The 17,971-nt window shown below is 63.1% G+C and carries 17 protein-coding genes; 12 read left to right on the plus strand and 5 right to left on the minus strand.

Annotation, left to right across the window (positions count from 1 at the left end; genetic code table 11):
* Positions 1-4 precede the first annotated feature (4 nt).
* Positions 5-2,539, minus strand: a complete 2,535-nt coding sequence (locus J5J09_RS13170) for a HAMP domain-containing methyl-accepting chemotaxis protein (protein WP_208551352.1) — start codon at positions 2,537-2,539, stop codon at positions 5-7.
* Between the two features lie 238 nt (positions 2,540-2,777).
* Here J5J09_RS13170 and J5J09_RS13175 point away from each other — a divergent pair, with 238 nt between their 5' ends.
* The 4 genes from J5J09_RS13175 to mobB are packed head-to-tail and all read left to right on the plus strand — an operon-like array spanning position 2,778 to position 6,066.
* Positions 2,778-3,689 (plus strand): DMT family transporter, encoded by a 912-nt coding sequence (locus J5J09_RS13175; RefSeq protein WP_208551353.1) that lies wholly within the window; start codon positions 2,778-2,780, stop codon positions 3,687-3,689.
* A 34-nt stretch (positions 3,690-3,723) separates the two neighbouring features.
* The gene (locus tag J5J09_RS13180) at positions 3,724-4,923 is read left to right on the plus strand and encodes a multidrug effflux MFS transporter (RefSeq protein ID WP_208551354.1); all 1,200 of its coding nucleotides are present in this window, start codon (positions 3,724-3,726) and stop codon (positions 4,921-4,923) included.
* Positions 4,924-4,939: 16 nt separating this feature from the next.
* Positions 4,940-5,557, plus strand: a complete 618-nt coding sequence (mobA, locus tag J5J09_RS13185; RefSeq protein ID WP_208551355.1) for a molybdenum cofactor guanylyltransferase MobA — start codon at positions 4,940-4,942, stop codon at positions 5,555-5,557.
* Complete coding sequence (gene mobB, locus J5J09_RS13190) at positions 5,548-6,066, plus strand: molybdopterin-guanine dinucleotide biosynthesis protein B (protein ID WP_208551356.1); 519 nt, start codon at positions 5,548-5,550, stop codon at positions 6,064-6,066. Before mobA ends, mobB begins: the two co-directional genes overlap by 10 nt.
* 48 nt (positions 6,067-6,114) lie before the next feature.
* Here the strand turns inward: mobB and J5J09_RS13195 are convergent, their stop codons facing one another.
* The gene (locus tag J5J09_RS13195) at positions 6,115-8,427 is read right to left on the minus strand and encodes an OmpA family protein (RefSeq protein WP_208551357.1); all 2,313 of its coding nucleotides are present in this window, start codon (positions 8,425-8,427) and stop codon (positions 6,115-6,117) included.
* Positions 8,428-8,775: 348 nt separating this feature from the next.
* Here J5J09_RS13195 and J5J09_RS13200 point away from each other — a divergent pair, with 348 nt between their 5' ends.
* The 4 genes from J5J09_RS13200 (at position 8,776) to J5J09_RS13215 (ending at position 11,731) form a co-directional block, all read left to right on the plus strand.
* On the plus strand, positions 8,776-9,555 hold the full coding sequence (locus tag J5J09_RS13200; protein ID WP_208551358.1) for an ABC transporter substrate-binding protein: 780 nt from the start codon (positions 8,776-8,778) through the stop codon (positions 9,553-9,555).
* A 114-nt stretch (positions 9,556-9,669) separates the two neighbouring features.
* Positions 9,670-10,473 (plus strand): ABC transporter permease, encoded by an 804-nt coding sequence (locus tag J5J09_RS13205; protein ID WP_208551359.1) that lies wholly within the window; start codon positions 9,670-9,672, stop codon positions 10,471-10,473.
* On the plus strand, positions 10,470-11,300 hold the full coding sequence (locus J5J09_RS13210; protein ID WP_208551360.1) for an ABC transporter permease: 831 nt from the start codon (positions 10,470-10,472) through the stop codon (positions 11,298-11,300). The genes J5J09_RS13205 and J5J09_RS13210 overlap by 4 nt, the downstream gene beginning before the upstream one ends.
* A gap of 164 nt (positions 11,301-11,464) precedes the next feature.
* Positions 11,465-11,731, plus strand: a complete 267-nt coding sequence (locus tag J5J09_RS13215; protein ID WP_208551361.1) for an usg protein — start codon at positions 11,465-11,467, stop codon at positions 11,729-11,731.
* A gap of 6 nt (positions 11,732-11,737) precedes the next feature.
* On the opposite strand, the gene J5J09_RS13220 is transcribed toward J5J09_RS13215, so the two are convergent.
* A complete protein-coding gene (locus J5J09_RS13220) occupies positions 11,738-12,460 on the minus strand; it encodes a DUF2270 domain-containing protein (protein WP_208551362.1) in 723 nt (240 codons plus the stop codon).
* Between the two features lie 122 nt (positions 12,461-12,582).
* Here J5J09_RS13220 and J5J09_RS13225 point away from each other — a divergent pair, with 122 nt between their 5' ends.
* The 3 genes from J5J09_RS13225 (at position 12,583) to J5J09_RS13235 (ending at position 15,057) form a co-directional block, all read left to right on the plus strand.
* Positions 12,583-13,386 (plus strand): methyltransferase domain-containing protein, encoded by an 804-nt coding sequence (locus J5J09_RS13225; protein WP_208551363.1) that lies wholly within the window; start codon positions 12,583-12,585, stop codon positions 13,384-13,386.
* A gap of 112 nt (positions 13,387-13,498) precedes the next feature.
* Positions 13,499-14,371, plus strand: coding sequence for an NAD(P)-dependent oxidoreductase (locus tag J5J09_RS13230; protein WP_208551364.1), 873 nt, complete (start codon positions 13,499-13,501; stop codon positions 14,369-14,371).
* Positions 14,368-15,057, plus strand: a complete 690-nt coding sequence (locus tag J5J09_RS13235) for a DNA alkylation repair protein (protein WP_208551365.1) — start codon at positions 14,368-14,370, stop codon at positions 15,055-15,057. The genes J5J09_RS13230 and J5J09_RS13235 overlap by 4 nt, the downstream gene beginning before the upstream one ends.
* Before the next feature lie 10 nt (positions 15,058-15,067).
* Here the strand turns inward: J5J09_RS13235 and J5J09_RS13240 are convergent, their stop codons facing one another.
* Entirely contained in the window at positions 15,068-15,556 is a 489-nt protein-coding gene (locus tag J5J09_RS13240; RefSeq protein ID WP_208551366.1) for an Lrp/AsnC family transcriptional regulator, read from the minus strand.
* Positions 15,557-15,618: 62 nt separating this feature from the next.
* The gene (locus J5J09_RS13245; protein WP_208553575.1) at positions 15,619-16,245 is read right to left on the minus strand and encodes a uracil-DNA glycosylase family protein; all 627 of its coding nucleotides are present in this window, start codon (positions 16,243-16,245) and stop codon (positions 15,619-15,621) included.
* A gap of 157 nt (positions 16,246-16,402) precedes the next feature.
* Between J5J09_RS13245 and J5J09_RS13250 the strand changes: the two genes are divergently transcribed.
* The gene (locus J5J09_RS13250) at positions 16,403-17,938 is read left to right on the plus strand and encodes a HAMP domain-containing sensor histidine kinase (RefSeq protein ID WP_208551367.1); all 1,536 of its coding nucleotides are present in this window, start codon (positions 16,403-16,405) and stop codon (positions 17,936-17,938) included.
* The last annotated feature ends 33 nt before the right edge of the window (positions 17,939-17,971 follow it).

The following is a 17,971-nucleotide window of genomic DNA, read 5'->3' on the forward strand; positions in this document are numbered from 1 at the left end:
TACCTCACGCGCTTCGGCGGAACGCGGTCTCCGAGATACCGGGCGTCTCGGTCTGGAAATGCCCGACCTTCTGCATCAATACGTCGACGCGCTGGCGAAGCCCGTGGATTTCGGCATTGTTTTCCTCGACCATCGCCGCGTTCTGCTGGGTGATCAGCTCGACGTCGCGCACCGCGCTGGTAACCTCGCTGATGCCGGTCGACTGTTCGCGGGTTGCCGACGAGATGGTTTCCACCAGCCCCTGAACCTCTTCCACCTGGTCGATGATGGACCGTAGCGCAGCGCCGGTGTTTTCCACGAGCTCGACGCCGGTCTTCACCTGGTCGCCACTGACGGAAATCAGCGACTTGATCTCCTTCGCCGCATTGGCACAGCGCTGGGCAAGATCGCGGACTTCCTGGGCCACGACGGCGAAGCCGCGACCCGCCTCTCCGGCACGGGCAGCCTCGACGCCGGCGTTGAGTGCCAGCAAGTTTGTCTGGAACGAGATTTCGTCGATGACGCCGATGATCGTCGAGATTTTCTCAGACGACTGGCTGATCGCGGCCATGGCATCGACGGCCCGCCGAACCACGACACCCGACTGTCGTGCATGTTCGCGCGCAGCCGTGACCGATTGCGCCGTCCGCGCGGCACCGTCGGCGGTGGAGCGCACCACTTCGCCGAGATGCGAGAGCGCCCGCACGCTCTCCTCCAGTGCGGCCGCCTGCTGTTCGGTGCGGCGCGCCAGATCGTCGGCCGAAGCCGCGAGGTTTTCCGTGCCGGCATTGATGTCGCTGCTGGCGCCGCGAACCTCGTCGATGGTCGCCCGGAGCGCCTCGACCGCCTGGTTGTAGGTGGTCGCCATGGCGCGGAAGTCGGCCGGCAGGTCGTTGCGCATGGACGCATGCAACTGGCCGCGGGCAAGCGCCTCCAGAACAGAGGAAAGGGCATCGAGCGCCGCTCTCTGGTCCGCTTCGACCTGCGCCCGTTCGCGGGCGCGCTGCTCGTTCTCTTCCGCCGACCGTTGCCGCGAGGCGGCGGCCTCCTCCTCGAGGCGGCGGTTTTCAAGGGCGGCATCGCGGAACACCGTGACGGACCGCACCATGTCGCCGATCTCGTCGCCGCGATTGCGACCGTCGATCGGGACCGACAGATCGCCGCTTGCGAGCCTGGACATGACGCCGGTGATGCGTTTGAGCGGCGCGCGCAGCGTCTCGATCAGCATCAAGCCGCCGACGATCGCCAGAAGCGTGCCGACGACCATCGTGACCACCGAGATCGTCGCGGACCGCTCGCTGTCTTCCTTGCCAATTTCCTGGGCTTGGCTGACGAAATCGCGCAGCGCAGCCATGGCGGCGGCAACCTGCGCGTTCGTCGCAAGCCGCTGTTCATCCCACGCCTTGCCGGCGTCAAGCAGCGCCTGCGAACCCGTCTCGATGGCAGCGACACGCGGCGCGATCTTCTGCGGAAAGTCGCGCAATGCCGCGTTCTTCGCGCCAAGTACGGAAATCCGCCCCGCCATGTCGGTCAGCGACGCAAGATTGGCGAGCACGGCGGCGCGGGTCTCGCCCTGCGGATTGCCGCGCATCTGCTGGATCCGCAGCTCAAGTGTCGCGATCTGCAGCGCGGCGGCGTCCACGAGGCTCATGAGTTCGCGCTGATCGATGACCAGCTTGTTGAGGCCGACGAAACGGTCAGCCGCGATATCGGTGTTCTTGGCCGCCTGCAGCGTGATCTTCTGCTCGATCTGCACAAGCTCGGACAGGACGCGCGACAGAGCCTGCGCCTTGGTATCCTCCGGCTCGCTCCCCTGGAGCAGCGCATCGATCTTGCCCATGGCGCCCTCCACCTCGGCGATCAGGGCCATGCCCTTCTTCGAGGCGATCGCCTTGGCTTTCGCGATATCCTTGTTGACCGGGCCTGCGAACTTCGTCGCCTCCTCGATCTGTTCGGCCGGAGTGAAAGCCATCTGCACGCCGGCGCGCAGCTTGCCGAGCCGGTCGATCAGCATCTTGTATCCGGATGCGTCGAACAGCAGTTCCTTGGCAAAGGTTTCCTTGTCGGAAATCTCCTTGCGCACGAAATCCACCTGCTTGACGATCTGCTGGCCGTCGCCCTGGAGCTGCGCGAACGCCTCGGCAAGCCCTGCATCGAGCGCCGCGCGCTCGCTTTCGGTCTGCCACATCGTGGCGGCCTGCTGGCGCATCCGCTCCGGCAATGCGCGCAGATCCTCAAGATCGGCGCGTTCGGCCTGCTCGGCGATGACACCGTCAAGCACGGTCAGGCCGCTCTGCTGAGCGTCAACTGCGGCGAGAAAAGCATCCCGGCTGCCTTCCGTCGGCTCAAGGCTGAACTCCTGCAAACCCTGCTGCACGCGTTCGAGATCACTGATGTTGCCAATGGTGGCGCGGGTAACCGTCATATGGCCGTTGAGCATCGTGGCAGTCCGGTAACCCAGAAGTCCGACGCCGGCCATCAGAAGAACGAGAGGAACGACGAAAAGCAATACTTTGGTGACGATCCTGCGGCTCTGCAGGAGGCGATCGATAAAATTCATGAGGGCCCTCGGCAATATCAACCGACGGCAGCCATGCATCGGCCGGTCGTCGAACGGGCATAAACCCGCCTCATGCGGGTCGTGCCAGCTTTGCGAGCGAAGTTTGAACAAAGGTTAAACCGGAAGCAGAGTTTTCGCAGTGCAGCACATTTTCTTGGTGTCCCGATCCCAAAAAGGCGGTTTCGCCATCTCACCGCTTGGTCTACAAGAACCGGCGCAATTGAGAATCTGGTAAGACATGGCCTTTTCCGACAATACCCGCGGCGCTCTCCTGATGTCGCTCGCCATGGCTGGCTTCACCTTCAATGACGCGCTGACCAAGACGCTGACTGATGACCTGAATGTCGGGCAGATCATGTTCGTGCGCGGCGTGATGATGACGATACTCGTCTTCGCGCTGGCAAGACGTTTGGGCGGTTTCGCGCCGATCCGGACCGTCATGCAGCCGATGGTCCTGGCACGGGTGGCGCTGGAATGCGCCGCGACCATTCTCTTCCTGTCGGCGCTCGGACTGCTGCCGCTCAGCAGCGTGTCGGCGGTGCTGCAATCCATGCCGCTCGTTGTCACGGTTGGCGCAGCACTCTTCCTGCGCGAACCGGTCGGCTGGCATCGCTGGACGGCGATCATCATCGGCTTCGGCGGCATGCTGCTGATTATCCGCCCTGGTCCGGAAGGGTTCCAGCCGGCATCGGTCCTACTTCTGATCTGTGTGTGCTGCACCGCCGGACGCGACCTCGTCACCAAGAGGATCGGCCCCACCGTACCGTCCGTGATGGTGACCTTGCTCACCGCCATCGCCGCCATCGTCATCGGCGCCGCGCTGATCGTGCCTCTCGGCGGGTGGCGCCCGCTCACGGCATCGGCGGTCGGTGTCCTGGCAATCGCCGCCGTCCTTCTCGTCGTGGCGCACCAGGCGATCGTCATGGCCATGCGCACGGCGGAAGTCTCCTTCGTCGCGCCGTTCCGCTACACGAGCCTCATCTGGGCGGTCGCGATCGGCATCGTGTTCTTCGGCGAGACGATCAACATTCCGACCGCCTTCGGCGCTGTCATCGTGATCTGCTCGGGCCTCTACACCTTCTACCGCGAAAACAAGCGCAAGAACGCCCGGCCCATCAGCCAGTCGTCCCGTCCGGGATCACCTTTGTGACGAAGATGATAGCGCTGACAGGACACCGACAGACATGACCGGCGGCCGTTTCCTAGACCGGCGCACGCCGCCGCACATCCTGACCCTCGTGCTGATCGCCGGCCTCTCGGCACTGACGATGAACATCTTCCTGCCGTCGCTGCCGGAAATGGCACAGCATTTCGGGGTCGACTATTTCGTGATGCAGTTCGCCGTCTCCGGCTACCTGACTGGCATCGCCATCCTGCAACTCGGCATCGGACCGTTTTCCGATCGCTTCGGCCGTCGCCCGACGATGATCCTCGGCATCGTCGTCTTCCTGTTCGCCACCGTCCTCTGCATCGTGGCGCCCTCGGTCACCTGGTTCATGGTCGGACGCCTTCTCCAGACGACCGTCGTGGCCGGCATGGTGCTCTCGCGCGCCATCGTCCGCGACATGGTGCCGATGGAGGAAGCGGCCTCGATGATCGGCTATGTCACGATGGGTATGACCATCGTGCCGATGATCGGCCCGACCGTGGGCGGCGTCCTCAGCGACGTGTTCGGCTGGCAGGCGAATTTCATCGCGCTCGGCGTGGCCGGCCTCATCGTACTGGCGCTCGTGGTCTTCGATCTTGGGGAGACCAATCGGCAGCGCTCCACGAGTTTCATGGATCAAGTGCGAGCCTGGCCGCAGTTGCTGCTGTCGCCACATTTCTGGGGTTTCACGCTGACGGCCACCCTGACATCGGGCGCCTTCTTCGCCTTTCTGGGGGGCGCACCATTCATCGGCAGCACGATCCTCAAGCTGTCGCCGAGCGTGCTCGGCATGCAGTTCTTCTTCGTTGCCGGAGGATATCTGATCGGCAACTTCCTGTCCGGCCGCTACACGCGCCGCTTCGGCATCCCGAACATGATGCTGTGGGGCGCCCTGCTCTCGGTGGTTGGAACGGTGATCCCGCTGGTGCTGCTGGTCTTGGATTTCCACACGGCGCTGTCCTTCTTCGGTCCGCTGGTTCTGGTCGGGCTTGGCAACGGCTTGACGCTTCCGAGCGCCAATGCCGGCATGGTAAGCGTCAGGCCGCATCTCGCCGGATCGGCATCCGGTCTCGGTGGCGCCATCACCATGGCCGGTGGGGCGATGCTGTCCGCCCTCGCCTCGGCGATCCTGACCGAGGAGACCGGCGCTCTTCCGCTTCTGATCGTCATGCTCCTCTGCTCTCTGGCCGCGATCGGCTCCGTGCTCTATCTTCGCCGCCTGGACGCTCCGGCATAAGCGGCAAGGGGAAGGCATGAGAACGCAATCGGTCGACCTCGCTGTGATCCTGGCCGGTGGCCTTTCCCGCCGCATGGGGCAGGACAAGGCGACGGTATCACTTGCCGGCAAACCGCTCGTCGGTCACGTCATCGACCGCCTGCTGCCACAGGCGCGAACGCTGGCGATCAACGCACCGGCGCCGCTCGATCTGCCCTATCGGATGCTGCCAGACACAAGATCGGACCGGCCCGGGCCGCTGGCCGGTATTCTCGCGGCCATGCGCGAATCCGCGCGCTGTGGTCTGCCGCACGTCCTGACGGTGCCGGTCGACACGCCCTTCCTGCCGACCGACCTTTCGGAACGGCTAGGTGCAAAAGCCGCGCCGGGTTGCATCGCAGTTGCAAGCTCCGCCGGGCGAAGCCATCCGGTGGTGGCGCTTTGGCCGAGCGCTCTTGCCGAAGATCTGGAGCTTTGGCTGGCCGACCCGCAAAACCGCAAGGTCACCACCTTCCAGGCCCGCCACCCAAGCATTGTTGTGGAATTTCCGCTGCGCGAGGACCCAGCCCGCCCGCTCGATCCGTTCTTCAACGTCAACAACGCCGACGATCTCGCGAGGGCGGAACAGATAGTGGAGGCAGGGGGATGGGACTGATGCGTGTCTTCGGCATCGCCGGCTGGAAGAATTCGGGCAAGACGGGCCTCGCCACGCGCCTCGTCGAGGAATTCACGCGGCGCGGATATCGGATCTCGACCATCAAGCACGCACACCACGACTTCGACATCGACAAGGTCGGCGCCGACAGCTGGCGGCATCGCCATGCCGGCGCCCACGAAGTGGTGATCGTCTCCGGCACCCGCTACGCCATCATGCACGAATTGCGCGGCGCGCCCGAACCGAGCTTCGAGGAAATCCTCGGCCGCATCGGTCCCTGTGACCTTGTGCTGATCGAAGGTTACAAGCGCGAACCCGTTCCGAAGATCGAGGCGCGACGCTTAGAGGCTGCCAAGCGCGAGCCCTTGGCGCCGACCGATCCGCATATCGTCGCCATTGCAGCCGACCACGCCGTCACCAACACCGACCTTCCGGTCTTCGATCTCGACGACACCGTCGCCGTGGCCGATTTCATCGCACGCATCACCGGACTGCCGCCGCGCACGTGAAAAAGCCGCCGGATCGCTCCGGCGGCCAGGTCTTGGCGTCTGTGCCGATCAGCGCGAGGCGACCGGCTTCACCAGCGGCGTCACGCGCCGGATCGTCACCCGGCGATTTTGCTCTTCGGCCGCCTGCGTGCGGATCTTCAGGTACCGCTCGCCATAACCCTGCGTCGACATGTTCTCCGGCGGGATGCCGTAGACCTCGGTCAGAAGGTTGGCCACGGTTTCCGCCCGCTCGTCCGAAAGGATCAGGTTTGAGCGATCCGAACCGACGGCATCGGTATGGCCTTCGATCAGGAAGACCTCGCCCGGATCCCGGTCGAGGATCTTGAGCATCGCCTCGGCGACGCGGCGCAGGGTTTTGGCCTGCGACAGCGACACCTCGGCCGAACCGGTCTGGAACGTGATCGTGTCGAGATCGATACGACGGACCTTGTCGCGCAGTCGGGCCGACGACTTCACCTCGTCGATCGAGTAGACGCGCTCGACGCGCTCGACCGGCGGACGGGCGAGGAAGTCGTAGTAGTCACGATCCGGCTCGTGCGACATGGTCACGATATAGTCGCTGACCGGAACCGTCAGACGCATCGGCGGCAGGCTGGCGCCCACGTCGACATACATGCGCGGGCGGTCGCTGTCGGCTTCGGGCGAGTAGAACAACACATATTCCTCGCCGCGCGGCGAGAACCGCGAACGAAGAATGATGTCGCCGAACCGGTTGTAGATCGTCACAAGGCGCGAGCCGTCCAGTCGCTCGATCGTCTCGCGAACCCGGCCACGCGATAGTTCCTCGTAATACGTACGCTCTTCGTCGTAGCGCAGGCGCGGACGGTCATCGTGACGAACGACAACCTTGTCGCCGACATTGATGATCGTCCGGTTGTCGACCTGCTCGACGACCCGCACTTCGGTGACCTGGTTCACGACGTTATTGGTCACATTGTTCGTGACATTGGTCACGTTGGTGACGTTGTTGACAACGGTCGTCGGGACCTGGAACGTCGGTGCGGCATTGAGTTCGGTGCCCTGCTCGTTGGCCGCTTCGCGGATCACCTCAGGCTCTATGCGGACGGCATCGGCCTGGGCATCGGCATCGCTCTCCGGCGGCGGAGCAACTTCTGCTTCCTCGCGCTGCTCGCTGCGCTGTTCGCGAACGTCGGTCTGGCCGCTATTGTCGGCGTCCTTGTCGCTGTCGAGAACGGCGGCGCCGTCCTCGACCGGAAGCACGATGGTCTCGGACGTCGAACCTGGATCCTCGGCGATCGCCTGCTTCTCTTCCTCGGTGCGGGTGTCCTCGATTTCGACGACCGGCTGTTCCTCGGGCGGCTCTACCGCCGGGACGACAACCTGTTCGCCTTCCGGAAGCGGCTCTTCGCCGGTCTGCTGCTCGTCGGTCTGTTCCTCCTGGCCGGCAGTGTCCTCGCCATCCTGCGACGGACGAAGGTCGCCGTCACCGGGCTGTTCGGCCTGCTGCTCTTCGTCGCTCGAAGGCTGCTCGGCCTGTTCGTCCTGCTGCTGCTCGACCTCGGCAGGTTGTTCTGCCTGTTCCTCAGTCTGTTCTTCCGCCTGCGGCTGTGCCTCCTCGACAGGGCATTCGTCTTCGGAAGCGGCCTCTGAGCCGTCGGCGCAGGTCACGACGCCGGCCTGGGTTTCGCCGGCTTGCTGTGCGTCCTGGTCAGCCTGCTCGGCAGCCTGGCGTTCCGCTTCTTCGGCGGCCCGCTGTTCCTCGGCCTGACGCGCCGCTTCTTCCTCGGCGGCCTGTTGCTCGGCCTGTTCGGCGGCCTGCTGTTCCTCGGCCTGGCGAGCGGCCTCCTGCTCTTCTGCCTGACGCGCGGCTTCTTCCTCAGCCTGTCGCTGGGCTTCCTCGGCGGCCTGCTGCTCTTCCGCCTGGCGTGCGGCTTCTTCGTCAGCCTGACGCTGGGCCTCTTCCGCCGCCTGCTGCTCTTCAGCCTGACGAGCAGCCTCTTCCTCTGCTTGACGTGCGGCTTCCTCTTCGGCGGCTTGCTGCTCGGCCTGACGTGCCGCCTCCTCTTCGGCGGCTTGTTGTTCTTCCGCCTGGCGCGCGGCTTCTTCGTCGGCCTGACGCTGGGCTTCCTCTTCCGCCGCCTGCTGTTCCTCGGCCTGGCGCTGCGCCTCGTCGTCGGCGGCCTGCGCCTCTATCGCATCGCAGGTCTCCTGGTCCGGAGCCTCCGACCCGTCGGCACAGGTGACAGTCTCGGCCTGGGCGACAAGCGTGCCGACCGGTTCGGCCTGTATCCTCGTCTCGCCCACGCGGGCGGTTGCGGAAGCCAGGGCGGGTTGTCCGGCGACGACGGCGGACAGCACCGGCACCGCGACAGTGGCAAAGAGTTTCGATCTCAACGTCATTTCATCTTCCTTGCAGGGCGTGCAGACACGCTCGTTTGAGGCGGGAGCGCGTGAAAACAGTCGTTACGACTCTCCGGACGCCCTCCCAGACACGTCCGAAGCTATTTTCCGGCACATTAACCGCCGCTGAACGAAAAAGTTTCGCAGCATCTCGGGATCACGCCTCCATGACGAATTTCACTCGATTGCGGCGCAATTCGGCGCGATTCGTCACCTACACCCGTCTTTCCTGTTGATTTTCCGGTGAAAGGCGTAGGAATATCGGCCCAGGCCCGACATGGAGACATGAAGGCTTCACCGTTCAGCGCGGGCATCACAACCGTGCGGACGACCAACAGAGAGGATCTCATGCGTATTTCCACCCGCTTCTTCGCCGCTGCATCGATCGCCGCCCTGTCGCTCTTCGCCGGCAGCGCGATGGCTGAAGACAAGCTGATCATCGGCACCGAAGGCGCCTACCCGCCCTTCAACAACCTCGAGGCGGACGGCACGCTCGTCGGCTTCGACATCGACATCGCCAAGGCACTTTGCGAGGAGATGAAGGTCACCTGCGAGTTCGTCACCAACGATTGGGACGGCATCATTCCCGCCCTGCAGGCCAAGAAGTTCGACGCCATCATCGCCTCGATGTCGATCACGCCTGAGCGCGCCGAAAAGGTCGACTTCACCCACAAGTACTACAACACGCCGCCGGCACTTGCCGTGCCGAAGGACAGCCCGATCACCGACGCCACGGCCGAAGGCCTGAAGGGCAAGGTCATCGGCGCCCAGGGTTCGACGACCCACTCCAACTACGCCGAAAAGCACATGCCGGATTCCGAGCTGAAGCTTTACCCGACCGCTGACGAGTACAAGCTCGACATCTCCAACGGCCGCGTCGATGCAGTCGTCGACGACGTCGTCGTTCTCTCCGAGTGGGTCAAGTCCGACGCCGGCAGCTGCTGCAAGATCCTGGCGACCCTTCCGGTCGACGTTGAAATCAACGGCGAAGGCGCCGGCATCGCCATCCGCAAGGGCGAAACCGAGCTGGCCGAAAAGTTCAATGCCGCCATCGACGCGATCCGTGCCAACGGCAAGTACAAGGAAATCAACGACAAGTACTTCGATTTCGACGTCTACGGCGAATAAGCGCCAGACGTTCTGTTGATACAAGACGGCGGAAGGGTTGCCCTTCCGCCGTTTTTGCTGGAAAAAGACCGGATAACAAGAAACGCGGCGCCTGCCGCGAGGGGATAGAAATTTATGGGCGGAGCCCTTTCCGCGATCGGGTCTTTCCTTGCATCCGCCGGACATCTGGTCGATCCGCTGTGCGGACCGGTGGGTGTGTTCACGCTGCTTGGTCCGTCGTCGATCCTGTCCTGTGGGGCCGAAGGCTGGGGTGACGAGATCGCGTTCGGTTTTCGCGTCTCCCTCTCGCTTGCCATCGCCACCTTGCCGGTCGGCCTTGCCATCGGCTTCTTCGTGGCCCTTGGCTCCCAGTCGGGCGAGCGCAGCCTGCGCACCGCCGCCGGCATCTACACCACCATTTTTCGCGGACTGCCGGAGCTCCTGACGCTCTTCATCGTCTACTATGGCCTGCAGATCCTCATCCAGTCGACGCTGACAGCGCTCGGCATCGAGCAGCGCATCGAGATCAACGCCTTCTTCGCCGGCATGATCGCGCTCGCGGTGGTCTTTTCCTCCTACTGTTCTGAAGTCCTGCAATCGGCCTTCAAGGCCATTCCCAAGGGACAGTACGAAGCCGGTCACGCACTCGGTCTTTCCGGCGGCCGGACACTTCGTCTGATCGTCCTGCCGCAGTTGATCCGCATCGCCCTCCCCGGCCTCGTGAACCTCTGGATGAACCTGTTGAAGGATACCGCGCTCGTCTCGGTGGTCGGCCTTTCGGACATCATCCGCCAGACCGGCATTGCGGCGAAAGTGACCAAGGAAGCGTTTTTCTTCTACCTGATCGCCTGCGCCCTTTATCTCGCGCTTGCGGTAGTCTCCTCGATCGGCATCCGCTTCATCGACCGCTGGACCAAACGATCGGAGGCACCGCGATGAGCGTCGCCGAACACATGATCGACCCGCGCCCGGCGCCGCCGCCGGCTCCCAAGCCGTTGACCGCCGGCCGCATCATTGGCACCGGCATGATGGCGCTCTGGCTGCTGCTGGCCGCGAGCCTCCTTGCGATGATCGTCACAGGTTGGGACACGGATAAATTCGTCCGCTACGGCCCCCGCTATCTCGAAGGCCTGTGGGTCACGGTATCGCTGGTGACGGTGTCGGTGGCACTCGGCGCCCTGCTCTCCGTCCCGCTCGTCTTCGCCCGCATGTCGAAGAATTCCGTGCTGAACGCCATCGGTTTCGGTTACGTCTATGTGTTCCGCGGCACGCCCCTGCTCGCCCAGCTCTTCCTGATCTACTACGGCCTCGGCAGCTTCCGTGGCTTCTTCGAGAGCATCGGCCTGTGGTGGTTCTTCCGCGAGGCCTGGTATTGCGGCCTGCTGGCGCTGACGCTGAACACCGCCGCCTACCAGGCGGAAATCCTTCGCGGCGCGATCCAGAGCGTGCCGAAGGGTCAGCATGAAGGCGCCGCGAGCTTGGGCCTGCCGAAACTCGTCACCTTCTGGAAGATCGTCCTGCCGCAAGCCCTCATCGTCGCGCTTCGACCCTACGGCAACGAAATCATCCTGCTGATCAAGGGCTCGGCCGTCGTCTCCATCGTCACGGTCTTCGACCTGATGGGCCAGACGCGCTACGCCTTTTCGCGTACTTTCGACTATCAGGCCTATCTCTGGGCGGCGATTTTCTACCTCGCGATCGTCGAGACCATGCGGCATGCCTGGGCGGCGATAGAGCGACGCCTGACGCGCCACCTCGTCCGGTAAGCGCTTGTCAGCACTCTCACCGATTGGCTGCTAACAATCTGAAAGAAAAAGAGAAAATCTCTTTTGACGACGATCCGTTAAGCTTCGGTTAAGCATCCCTTGTTTCCATTGAGGAAGCTCCCGGGCGGAGCACAAAAAAATGGGAACAGCTTGACGAGGCGGACATGAACGCAGACATGGACATGATGTTGAAGGGCTATGGCCTGACGACGGCGCAGATCCTCTACCGCATGCCGGACCACCCGGCTCTTCTGCAAACCTATCTCTGGCAGCACTACGACCTGGCGCCGGACTTCCCCGAAATGAAAAGCTTCCTCAAATTCTGGCAGGAAAAGCTCGACGGCCCTCTGCACTCGGTGCGCTACGTGCACCGCAAGCTGATCGGCGCCAGCGAATGGAGACATCTGAACGGCGAATTCATTCTGCACTGACCTCGCTCAGACATGCACCTCGCCATAGGCGAACTCGCCGTTGTCAGGCTCGCGCCGGACGGCGAAATAGAGGATTGCGAGGTGCACCAGACCGACCGTCATGAGCACCGACCAACCGGGCAGCGGGCCAAGGCTGGCATTCTGCACCAGATGTCCCCACGACCAGACCAGATCGGTCGCCGGCTGGTTGGGCAGAAGCTTGGGTGTCGAAATCTTGAGGCTCCAGGCGAGCAGCAGGATCAGGTACATCCAGCCGTAGTTCCGGCGGATGCGGCGCGCCACGGCCTGACGCCGGGTCATCAGAAAGGCCGGCGACCGTAGGCTGTTGGCAATCGCCCCCGCCCAATCGGCATTGAGTTCGGCCTGTGGCAACAGGGCCTGCGCGAAATAGTGTCGCTCCAGCTGCCGCACCCGCGCCCTGTAAACGTCGAAGAACCGATAGCGCCGGGCCTCGATCATCAGGAACACGGAGATGATCAGCATCGCGAACAGCACGACGCCGTGGTGAGAGGTTGGCGTCGACAGCGACACCGACAGCAGTCCGGCGACCACCGTCATGGCCCAGTTCGACGTGCGGTCGATGCGGTCGCGCCAACTCGTCATCCGGCCGAGTTCCCCGCGATAGTAGTGGATGATCATGTTGGCCTTCTCGCCGGACGACGACGGAAGCCTTGGCGCCGTCGGCCCCGGTCGCTCCGTCTTCTCGAAAATGGTCTCCTGCGTATCCATCGCTCGCTCCGTTCGTTCAAAGGAGAACGGAGAAATGGAAATTCCGGTTCCACCCCGCTTTGCATTGCCAAAGCGGCGGCGAAGCTTTAGAGCCCGCCTCAAACGACCTTCAGGAGACGACAATGGCCAAGATCGACGAGGAAGCCCTGGCGGAGGCCTATAACCGCGCCCTGGCGCACGAGAAGGCCGGAGAGGTCGACGCCGCGGTCAAGGCCTATGAGGAATGCCTCGCGCTCGATCCCGATGATCACGGCGGCGCATCGGTGCGCATCGCCGCACTCGGTCGTGGCGAAGCGCCGCCGAAGGCGCCTGACGCCTATGTCGAGACCCTGTTCGACCAGCACGCCGCCGCCTTCGAGGATATCCTGGTGGAGCAGCTCGGCTATGCCGTTCCCATGCTCGTGCGCCAGCGCCTCCAGGAACTGAAGCTTGGGCCCTTCAAGCGTATGCTCGATCTCGGCTGCGGCACCGGCCTGACCGGTGGCGCGCTCCGCGACATGGTCGAGGACATCACCGGCATCGACATCTCGGAAAACATGGTCGAGCTTGCCCACGAAAAGGACCTGTACGAGACCCTCTACGTGGCGGAGGTCGAGGACTACCTCGAAGACAATGACGAGGACGCGTTCGACCTCGTCACCGCCACGGATGTGCTGCCCTATCTCGGCGCGCTGGAACCGCTGTTCTTCGGTGCCGCCGAAAACATGGAACAGGGCGGCATCTTCGTCTTCTCGTCGGAAACGCTGCCATCCGGAACCGGCACCTATGCCGTCGGCCCGCATCAGCGCTTCCTGCATTCCGAGGCCTATATCCGCGACCGCCTGGCGGCGACCGGTTTCGAGCTTCTGGAAGTCACCGAGATCAATGTGCGCATGCAGGACGGCGAGCCGAGCCCCGGCCATCTGGTGATCGCGCGACTGGCGTGAGCCAATCCAGCCACGCAGCCTGCCATCGCATCGGCGACCCTGACAGCCCCTTTCGTCGGGCGCCCACATGCTTTAATCGTTCGGCCAACAAGGCAAGACAGGAGTTTAAGGCATGGCGAAGGTAGCGTTCATCGGTTTGGGCGTCATGGGGTATCCGATGGCGGGACACCTGAAGGTGAAAGGCGGCCACGACGTCACGGTCTACAATCGCACGACCGCAAAGGCCGATGCCTGGGTGAAACAGTACGGCGGCACATCGGCCGAGACGCCGGCAAAGGCTGCCGAGGGCGCTGATTTCGTCTTCACCTGCGTTGGCAATGACGACGACCTGCGGTCCGTTACCCTCGCCGACCAGGGCGTCATCGGCGCGATGAAATCAGGCGCCGTCCTGATCGACAATACCACCGCCTCCGCAGAGATCGCCCGAGAGCTGGAAGCAGCGGCGAAAACACGCGGCTGCGGCTTCGTCGACGCGCCCGTCTCCGGCGGACAGGCCGGCGCTGAGAACGGCGTGCTCACGGTCATGTGCGGCGGCGATGAAGCGACCTTCGAACAGGCGCGGCCGGTCATCGACGCCTATGCCCGCATGGTCGGCCTGATGGGTCCGGCCGGCTGCGGCCAGCTCGCCAAGATGATGAACCAGATCTGCATCGCCGGCCTCGTCCAGGGGCTGGCCGAGTCGATCCACTTCGGCAAGAAAGCCGGTCTCGATATCGAGAAGGTGGTCGAAGTCATCTCCAAGGGAGCCGCCGGCTCCTGGCAGATGGAAAACCGCCACAAGACCATGAACGCCGGCAAGTACGACTTCGGCTTCGCCGTCGACTGGATGCGCAAGGACCTCGACATCGTGCTGTCGGAGGCCCGTCGCAATGGCGCCAATCTGCCGGTGACGGCGCTGGTCGACCAGTTCTATGGCGAAGTTCAAAAGCTCGGCGGCAAGCGCTGGGATACGTCCTCGCTTCTCGCGAGGCTGGAATCCAAGTGATCGGCCCGTCCTCCTCCGCCGAGGACATCATCGCGCATCTGCGAACGATGCGGTCCGATGAAAATATCGCCGGCATGGCCCGCTATGGCATCGTCACCGAAGATGCGCTGGGGATCGGCAATCCGGCCATCCAGAAAATCGCAAAGGCGATCGGCAGCAATCAGGCGCGGGCGTCCGCGCTCTGGGAAAGCGGCATCCGCGAGGCGCGGCTGCTGGCGATATGGACATTCGATCCCGCGCAGTTGTCGCGGGACGACATCCGGCGCCTTGCGGCCGATTTCAACTCCTGGGAAATCGTCGATGCCGCCTCCGATCTTCTGACCGAGACGCCCTTCTGGCGCGAACTTGTCGAAGAATTTGCGAAAGACGAGCGAGAGTTCGTGCGGCGCACGGCATTTGCCATGCTTGCCGGTGCGACGGTGCACAACAAGAAGGAGCCGGACGAGACCTTCATCGCCTGGCTGGCGCTGATCGAGCGATACGCTGTCGATCCCCGCAATTTCGTGAAGAAGGCTGTCAACTGGGCACTGCGCAACATCGGCAAGCGCAGCCGCAAATGCCACGACCACACGCTGCCGCTGGCCGAAAGGCTTGCGGAAAGCGGCGATCCCTCAGCCCGCTGGATTGGCAAGGATGCCCAGAGGGAACTGCGCGACCCGAAGCGCATCGCCAAACTGAAGAGCTGAGGCGGTCGGCCTATTCCTCGCCGGACTTCTGGTTGTCGATCACCATGTAGTCGAGCGGCAGCTCGGTCGTGTACTTGATCTGCTCCATGGCAAACGCCGAGGAGACGTCGCGGATTTCGATCTTGGCGATCATCCGCTTGTAGAAGGCGTCGTAGGCGGCGATGTCTGGCACGACGACGCGCAGCAGATAGTCGACGTCGCCGCTCATGCGGTAGAATTCGACCACCTCCGGAAATTCGGCGATAACTTCGGAGAAGCGCTTCAGCCATTCGATCGAATGCGTATTGGTGCGGATCGACACGAAGACAGTCACCTTGGTGTTGACCTTGGCCGGATCGAGCAGCGCCACGCGCCGGCGGATCACACCGTCCTCTTCCATCTTCTGGATACGGCGCCAGCACGGCGTCGTCGACAGTCCAACCTTCTTGGCGAGGTCGGCGACGGCGAGCGTCGAATCTTCCTGGAGGATACGCAGAATCTTTCGGTCTAGTCGGTCCATTGCATGCCTTTCACGTTCCCTCCGTCTTATAGAACGAAGACATTAAAACAAACTCTATCTTTCTAGGCGATCATTCGCTCCACCTCTTTCCGCAGCACCGGCAACACCTCTGCCTCGAACCACGGATTTCTCTTCAGCCAGCCGGTATTGCGCCAGCTTGGATGCGGCAGAGGCAGCACGCGCGGAAAGATGTCGTTGGCGAAGAACATGGCCCGCCAGTTCTTCACGGTGTCGGTCATCGTCTTCTGCCGGTGGTCGCGCATGTGCCAGGCCTGCGCATACTGGCCGATGACCAGAATAAGCTCGATCTGCGGCATCGACGCCATCACCGTTGCCCGCCACAGCGGCGCGCACTCCCGCCGCGGCGGCAGATCGTGCCCCTCGGCGTCATATCCCGGAAAACAGAAGCCCATCGGGACGATGGCAAAGCGATCGCGATCGTAGAAGGTCTCCCGGTCCACCCCCAACCAATCCCGCAGCCGGTCGCCGGAGGCGTCGTTGAAGGTCAGTCCGCTCTGATGCGCCTTCATGCCGGGCGCCTGGCTCGCGATTAGCACCCTTGCCGTTGCGGAAATCACGGGTACGGGCCGCGGCTCGTGCGGCATACGGCGCTCCGGTCCGCCATCTGGCGCATCGCGGCATTTCCGGCAGCCGGCGATTGCCAGCCTCAGCTCATCGAGGTCGTGCATGTGTTCTCCATCGACGCCATTCTCCCAGTCGTCCCGGCGAAATCCTGAACGGCGGGGCGATCCGTTGAGTTTCATGGCAAACAAATCCTTTAGCGAAGCATCTTCTTAAGAAATCGCCTCTAGTCTGTCGTGAGTTTGGTGAAATCGTCAGATCGTCATGAGTACAGACGCAAGTTCCTCGACCGACAAGAACATCGTCGACCTGACGCGCAAGCACCGCGACAAGGCGGTGGCGAAAGCCGTCCGCACTACGCGCGAGCGGCTGCAGTCCGGCAACAATGCCACCGGTGCGTTTGCTCCCGAAATGCTCAGGATGTATCTCTCGTCGAGCCTTCAGGGTGCTGCGATCATGCCGGTTCTGGTGATGCTCGTCGGCGGTGTCGGCGCCTATCTCGACCTCCGGCCGGAACTCTATCTCTGGGCACTTCTGACGCTCTCTGTCCACGCCCTCAATATCGTGCTGGCCCGGAAGGCGATCAAGAGCGAGATCACCCAGACCACTGTCGGCAAATGGCGTACCGCCTTGCTCGTCGGCCAGGTCGCGATGGGATCGTGCTGGGCTGTGTTCGCCTGGCAGGATTGTTCAGCCTGCGACGGCAATACATACATCCTCTACAAGGGCGCGGTCCTTCTCATCGTCCTGTCGATCACGGCCATGGCCAACATGCTGTTGCGACAGGCGGTACTCGTCGGCTTCTTGCCGACTGTCCTTGTCCTCAGCCTCATCGCCGGCACCACCCGCCAGCCACTCGATATCGGCCTTACCGCGATGTTCACCACGGCCATGGTGTTCTTCGTCTACGTGACCGACCGGCTCTACCAGAACAGCCTCAGGCTCATGTCCTTCCAGACAGAAAAGGATGACCTGATCGCGGAGCTGGAGGTCGCGAATTCCATGTCGGACGAGGCACGTCGCCGGGCCGAGGAGGCCAACCTCGCCAAGTCGCGCTTCCTCGCCTCGATGTCGCACGAGCTTCGCACCCCGCTCAACGCGATCCTGGGCTTTTCCGAGGTGATGGCGACCGAAGTCCTCGGCCCCCTCAACAATCCGCTCTACAAGGAATATGCTGGCGACATCCATCGCTCCGGCCAGCACCTTTTGAACCTCATCAACGAAATCCTCGACCTCTCCCGCATCGAGGCGGGCAAATACGAGCTGAATGAGGAAGCGATCTCGCTGCTCGAGCTCGCCGACGACTGCATCGGCATGGTGCAACTGCGCGCGCGGGCCAAGAACATCTCGATCACGCCGCACCTCGAACAGCAGCTGCCGCAGGTCTGGGCCGACGAAAAGGGCATGCGGCAGGTGATCCTCAACCTGCTTTCCAATGCCGTGAAATTCACACCGCAGGGTGGCGAGATTTCCGTGAAGGTCGGCTGGACGGCCGGCGGCGGGCAATACGTTTCCATCCGCGACAACGGTCCGGGCATTCCGGAAAAGGAAATCCCGGTGGTGCTCTCGGCTTTCGGCCAGGGATCTATAGCCATCAAGAGCGCCGAACAGGGTACGGGCCTCGGCCTGCCGATCGTCCAGGCCATCCTCGCCAAGCATGGCGGCGACTTCAAGCTGAAATCCAAGCTGCGCGAAGGGACCGAGGTCATCGCCATCATGCCCGCGAGCCGCGTTCTTCAGAGCCTGCCGGCCGTTGCCGAAACCCAGGCGATCGAGCCCCGCAAGCGCCAGTTCGCCTAACGTCGGGCCTGTTGCTTCAAGGCTTTCCGCCTT

Source organism: Ciceribacter sp. L1K22, assembly GCF_017599385.1.
Lineage (GTDB): Bacteria > Pseudomonadota > Alphaproteobacteria > Rhizobiales > Rhizobiaceae > Allorhizobium.